Here is a 2,074-nt window from a genome sequence, read left to right as displayed (position 1 = left end):
GCGGTAGCGGCCGGTGACGGGGAAAGCCCAGACCTAGCTGCCGCGGCCGCTGAAGGATTGTTGCGCAGCGCGGCCTCCGAGCATCCGGGTGGGTTCATGTGGATCGACCTCGATGACACTGAGGTCTGCGGGCGCAGCGTGCTCGAGGCCGCGGCCCTGTCGGGAGAGCCGCGCGTGGTGATTCGTAAGGGCATTGTGTTGGCGCCGCGCCTTTCTCGTGTCGACGCTGAGGCCCAACCCGACACACCGGTGTTCGACCCCGCGCGCACGGTGTTGATCACCGGCGGCACCGGCGTATTGGGTGCGGCGCTAGCACGCCATATCGCGACGGTGCACCGGTGCGAACATGTGTTATTGGTCAGCCGCCGTGGCGCTGACGCCGACGGCGCCGAGCAGCTGCGCAACGACCTGCACAATCAGGGCTGCCGGGTCAGTTTCGCCGCTGCCGATGTGGCCGATCGCGATCAACTGGCTGCGGTCCTGGCTGCCGTACCAGCCGAATATCCGCTAGGTGCGGTCATCCACGCCGCTGGGGTGCTAGCCGATAAAGTAGTGGAATCGTTGCACCGCGACCACATTGAACAAGTGTTGGCGCCCAAACTGGATGCCGCCCTGCATCTGCACGAACTCACCGCAGCATTGGATTTGTCGGCGTTTGTGCTGTTCTCCTCGGCAGCCGCAATCATGGGTAGCCCCGGACAAGCCAATTACGCCGCCGCCAACGCCTTCCTAGACGCTTTAGCCCAATACCGGCAGGGATGGGGGTTGCCAGCGACATCATTGGCATGGGGACTATGGGGCCAGACCAGCGCAATGACCGGCCAACTCGACCAGACCGATCAAGCCCGCATGCAACGTATCGGGGTGACAGCAATGTCCACCGAGTACGGATTGAAATTGTTCGACCAAGCCTGCGCGCGCAGTGAGGCGCTGCTGGTGCCCGTGCAGCTCGATGCTGGCACGTTGCGTGCTCAAGCCGAGGCAGAGACGTTGCCCACGCTGCTAAGCGGGTTGGTGACGGTGGCAACCAAACGTCGACGTGCCGGTAACTCACTGGCGCAGCGGCTGGCCAGCATCCCCGAAAACGACTGGGATGAACTGTTATTGGCAGAGGTATGTGGCCAGATCGCCGCAGTGCTCAATCGCGGTTCTACAGAATCGGTAAATCCCGACCAAGCCCTCAATGAGATCGGTTTGGACTCCCTGGGTGCAGTCGAACTGCGGAACCGCTTGACCAACACCACCGGCCTGAAACTGCCCGCCACCCTAATCTTCGATCACCCCAACCCCACCGCGATCGCCACCTACTTACGTACCCACATCCAGGGAACTACCTCACCCACCACAATCGCGCCCGCACCCACCACACCAATTCGAATGGATGAGCCGATCGCGGTGGTGGGAATGGCGTGCCGCTATCCCGGTGGCGTCGATTCCGCGGATGCATTGTGGGAGATGGTGTTCCACGGCCGTGATGTGATGTCAGGCTTCCCGAATGATCGAGGCTGGGATCTAGAACACCTTTACCACCCTGACCCAAACCACACCGGCACGTCCTATACCCGAAACGGCGGATTCATCCAGGATGCCCCCGACTTCGATGCCGAATTTTTCGGGATCTCACCACGCGAAGCATTAGCAATGGACCCCCAACAGCGAGTGCTGCTCGAGACCGCATGGGAGACCTTCGAATCAGCAGGCATCAATCCACAGTCACTGCGGGGCAGCCAAACCGGCGTATTCGCCGGCATGATGACCTCAGCATACGGACTCAACGCCACCGCCGACGTCGAAGGCTACCGCACCACCGGACTTTCCTCCAGCGTGGCCTCAGGCCGAATCGCCTACGTATTCGGCCTAGAAGGCCCAGCAGTAACAATCGACACCGCATGCTCATCATCACTCGTAGCGATGCACCAGGCCTGTCAGGCATTGCGCGGCGGTGAATGCTCCATGGCCCTAGCCGGCGGAGCCACCGTCATCGCCCACCCAGGCTTTTTCATCGAATTCTCCCGCCAACGCGCATTATCCGCAGACGGGCGATGCAAGTCTTTTGCCGCAACCGCTGACGGAA

At 61.8% G+C, this 2,074-nt stretch carries 1 protein-coding gene; it reads left to right on the top strand.

From position 1 onward, the window contains the following. A partial coding sequence (locus tag F0Q45_RS25630; protein ID WP_149656542.1) for a type I polyketide synthase occupies positions 1-2,074 on the top strand: 2,074 nt, incomplete at both ends.

The sequence above is a fragment of the Mycobacterium simiae genome (genome assembly GCF_008370645.1).
Lineage (GTDB): Bacteria > Actinomycetota > Actinomycetes > Mycobacteriales > Mycobacteriaceae > Mycobacterium > Mycobacterium simiae_A.
Note: the sequence above shows the minus strand (reverse complement) of the source record. Positions and strands in the feature narration are given on the sequence as shown.